Origin of the sequence: Bacillus sp. JJ1503, from assembly GCF_036965125.1 — a bacterium.
Lineage (GTDB): Bacteria > Bacillota > Bacilli > Bacillales > Cytobacillaceae > Cytobacillus.
In genome coordinates, this window is sequence record NZ_JBALOZ010000389.1 from 7,529 (window position 1) to 12,032 (window position 4,504).

4 protein-coding genes are annotated in these 4,504 nt (G+C 38.2%); all 4 read right to left on the reverse strand.

Annotation, left to right across the window (positions count from 1 at the left end; translation table 11 throughout):
• The coding region (locus V7149_RS23500) for an ABC transporter ATP-binding protein (protein WP_335347997.1) at positions 1-795 on the reverse strand (795 nt) is incomplete at its 3' end.
• A 310-nt stretch (positions 796-1,105) separates the two neighbouring features.
• The gene (locus V7149_RS23505; RefSeq protein WP_335347998.1) at positions 1,106-1,903 is read right to left on the reverse strand and encodes a DUF2268 domain-containing protein; all 798 of its coding nucleotides are present in this window, start codon (positions 1,901-1,903) and stop codon (positions 1,106-1,108) included.
• Between the two features lie 222 nt (positions 1,904-2,125).
• Positions 2,126-3,364: a beta-ketoacyl-ACP synthase II gene (gene fabF, locus V7149_RS23510; RefSeq protein WP_335347999.1), complete on the reverse strand. Its 1,239-nt coding sequence runs from the start codon at positions 3,362-3,364 to the stop codon at positions 2,126-2,128.
• Positions 3,365-3,441: 77 nt separating this feature from the next.
• The gene (locus V7149_RS23515; RefSeq protein ID WP_335348000.1) at positions 3,442-4,374 is read right to left on the reverse strand and encodes a beta-ketoacyl-ACP synthase III; all 933 of its coding nucleotides are present in this window, start codon (positions 4,372-4,374) and stop codon (positions 3,442-3,444) included.
• Positions 4,375-4,504: the final 130 nt, after the last annotated feature.

Below are 4,504 nucleotides of genomic sequence, written 5' to 3' on the forward strand. Positions count from 1 at the left end.
ATCTGCATCAAGTGATGGAATCGATCCCAATAATCCGATTGTATAAGGGTGTAGCGGTTCATCAAATAAATCATCTACACTGGCTTCTTCTACCACTTGACCACAGTACATAACAACTACACGATCCGCAATTTCAGAAACAACACCTAAATCATGGGTTATGATTAGGATAGAAGTTTCGGATTTTTGGCTTAAGTCTTTCATTAAGTCTAGAATCTGAGCTTGAATTGTAACGTCAAGGGCTGTGGTCGGCTCATCCGCAATAAGAAGCTTTGGATTACAGCTCATGGCAATTGCAATCATGACACGCTGTCTCATGCCGCCTGAAAGCCGGTGGGGATATTCATCAATGAGCGCTTTTGCACGAGAAAATCCTACAAGTTCAAGCATTTCAATGGCTCGATTTCTCGCGATGCTTTTAGACATTTTTTGATGGTACATCAGAACCTCAATAATTTGTTCTCCAATTGTCAAAACAGGGTTCAATGATGTCATTGGCTCCTGGAAAATCATAGAGATATCATTCCCACGGATCTTACACATATCATTTTCGGAAAGCTTAGCTAAATCCTTTCCGTCAAAAAGGATTTCACCGTCCACAATTTTTCCGGGCGGACTTGGGATTAGGCGCATTATTGAGAGGGAAGTAATACTCTTTCCTGATCCTGATTCTCCAACAAGTGCAACCGTCTCACCTTTATGTATTTTTAAATCAACGCCATCAACAGCAGGAATATTTATTTTCTTTTTCATAAAGTAAGTTTTTAAGTTTCTTAATTCCAATAATGCTGTCATAATACCCTCCGTCCAAAAATCAGTAGTTTTGGGCAACTTGTCTTTTAGAAAAGAGCCTCCAAAAAGTCCCTAGTTAATATTCAAAAATATCTTTTTTTACATATTTTATAGATATTATCTAAAATGGAATTATTTGAGTGTTTAATTGTATATTATTACAGAAAGATTACGAATTCAAGAATTATTTATAATATTCTATTTTCTATATACAATATATTTAGTATAAAATTCAAAAAATATCTATTGCACTGTTCTTATCTAGTAAAATATAAAAAGCTGGGTCCTGTTAGATCCAGCTAAAATCAGGCATTTATTCAGTTGTTTTTTCTTTTAAAAGGCTAGTAATAAAAGTTTCTGAATCTAATTTAAATGATTCTTGCAAAGAAAGATCCTTTTTCTCTTTGTACATGGAAACGAATACAAAACCAGCGGAATAGCCTATCATTTTAGGATATGTCCCCCTGCCAAAAAGAATATCATCATGCAGTTTAGAAAACCTCTTCGTGCTTCTTTGCTGTTTTAAAAACCTTTCCCAAAAATAAAGAATTTCTTTCTTAGAATAACTTTTACACCAATATGCTAAATAGTCTTGCCCGCAGTATTCTTTAACTGTGTGCTCTGCAAGCCCTTCTAATATCATAGAATCGATTAATGTGTTATCCTCTATCTTTTTATTTTGATGCTGAAGTCTGCATGTATGGTGATACTCGTGTATGAATAAGGCCTCCAGCTCTAGATCATCCTCTAAAGGTGTGAGAAAAAGGAATAATTTATCTTTGAAGGCTACACCGGATTTAGTCGTTTTCACTTGGGAAAATAACGAGTTTATGGATGCCATAGGAAAAATATAGATGGGAATATCAGGACCTTTCCATTCTTTCTTGTACTTTCTAAATATCGCCTCGACTTTTTTCCAGTAATTCCGCTTTTTAAGCTCGGTAAAATTTTCATAGCTTTGCCTATTTGGTTTGTACATACCAAATTGACTTAAGTATTTATAAATTTTATTAGGGCTGTCTCCGGAAAACGATTTTGAGAACCTTGCGCATATGTTCTCACAGTTAGAGAAATCATCATCAAGCCACAGGTCCGTACGTACTACCGCCATTATCTGGATACCCTCCTCACATTGATCATTTATATTTAGTTTATGAAAAGTGGTCTCTTTTGTTAATAAGGGGGTTGAACAAAAAGACAGCGGAGATTTATTTGCTAAAGTCACGAATTTATTTGCGAAAGCAATAGATTTATTTGCGAAAGTCCCAGATTTAACTTAAATTAAAAAAGAAGAAGACCAAATCCAAAGATTTTGACCTTCTTCTTTTTATCATTATTCGTATTTTTTAAATGCAATCGTTGCATTATGGCCACCAAAGCCTAATGAATTACTGATTGCTGCTCTAATTTCTTTCTTTCTAGCCTCGTTTGGAATATAATCAAGATCACATTCTGGATCTGGCGTTTCGTAATTAATGGTTGGCGGTAAAATACCTTCCTTCATAGCTAAAACAGTGAAAATAGCTTCTATACCGCCAGCCGCTCCGAGAAGGTGGCCAGTCATTGATTTCGTAGAGCTTATAGCCAACCTATAAGCATGATCTCCAAATACCGCCTTAATTGCCATTGTTTCAAATTTATCGTTGTAATCCGTACTAGTTCCGTGAGCATTAATATAATCAATATCCTCTGGTGATAAACCAGCATCATTTATAGCCATTTTCATAGCTCGAGCTCCGCCTTCTCCTTCTGGTGCAGGTGCTGTAATATGGTAAGCATCACCAGTGGCACCATACCCTACAATTTCAGCGTAGATGTTTGCGCCTCTGGCAAGAGCATGTTCAAGCTCCTCAAGAACAACGATTCCAGCTCCTTCGCCAATAACAAACCCATCACGATTTTTATCAAATGGGCGGCTAGCTGTTTTCGGATCTGGGTTTGTTGATAATGCAGTGTTTGCACAAAATCCTGCAACTGACATTTTCGTAATCGGTGCTTCAGCTCCACCTGTTACCATTGCATCGGCATCACCGCGCTGAATAACTTTAAAGGCATCGCCAATAGAGTTTGTGCCCGTTGCACATGCTGTAACTGTACATGAATTAAATCCTTTAGCACCTAGAGTGATGGACACTTGTCCTGTTGCCATATCAGGTATCATCATAGGAACGAAGAATGGGCTAACCCTTCTGTAACCGCGATTTAGAAATGTTTCGAATTGATTTTCGAATGTCTCCATGCCGCCAATTCCTGAGCCAATCCAAACACCAACACGATCAGCATTTTCTTCATTGATCGATAAATTTGCATCCTTTACCGCCATTAAAGACGCTGCAACCGCATAATGTGTAAAGCGGTCCATTTTTCTAGCATCCTTTTTTTCCATGAAATTTTCGACATTAAAATCCTTTACTTCCGCAGCAACCTTAACTGGGTATTCATCTGCATTAACTCTTGTTAAAGGCCCTACACCTGATACACCTGCAAGGATATTTTTCCAAGTAGTTTCTACTTCATTCCCAAGCGGTGTTACAGCGCCTATGCCTGTAACAACAACTCTACGTTTATTCATTAATTTATATCTCCTTTGCTATTATAGATATTTAACGAACATTCTTACGATAATTATAGTACTTAGTGGAATTCTGCCTATCTGCCCCAACGCATAGCGATGGCACCCCATGTTAATCCGCCGCCGAAACCGACCATCACAATTAAGTCTCCATCTTTAATCTTTCCTGCCTCTAATTCCTCAACGATGGAAATAGGAATAGACGCCGCTGATGTATTTCCATATTTGTGAATCGTCTTTGACATTTTTTCTTCGGGCAAATCAAGACGCTGTCTCGATGCTTCCATAATCCGGATATTGGCCTGGTGAGGTATTAAGAAGTCAACATCCTCTTTCGTAAGACCCGCTTTTTCTAATACGTTTACACAGCTTTCACCCATTTGGCGGACTGCGAATTTAAATACTTCGCGACCGTTCATAATAATATATTCATCCTGATATAAATGCTTTGAGCCTGTTCCATCGGCGCCTAGTTCAAAGGATAGGATTCCTCTGCCCTCAGATACTTGGCCAATGACAGCGGCACCGGCACCATCCCCGAATAATACAGCAGTATTTCGATCTTCCCAATCTGTGACTTTTGAAAGCTTTTCAACCCCTACTATTAATACGTGCTTATAAGTGCCAGCCTCCACAAATTGCTTTGCTGTAACAATTCCATACATAAATCCAGCACATGCAGCACTAACGTCCATCGCGGCAGCTTTGACAGCCCCCAGCCTTTCCTGAAGCATGCAAGCAACAGATGGGAAAGGACGGTCAGGTGTAACGGTTGCAACTATGATCATATCTAAATCTTCCGGTGAAATATTTGCGTTCTCGATCGCCTTCCTTGCCGCTTCGTAAGCGAGATCAGATGTATCGGTATCATCATCCGCAATTCTTCTTTCTTCAATACCGGTACGTGTTCTAATCCATTCATCTGATGTATCAACCATTTTTTCTAAATCCGCATTAGTAAGAATTTTCTCTGGCAAGCATCTGCCAATTCCAATAATCCCCGCATTCATGGAGTCCACCCCTTATTATCTACTATTCAATGTAAAAGCCATAACAAATATACACTGGCTCAATAATAAAGCATTTATACAATAAACGATAATTAATATTATTATCAAATATTATGACTTGGTACTAATT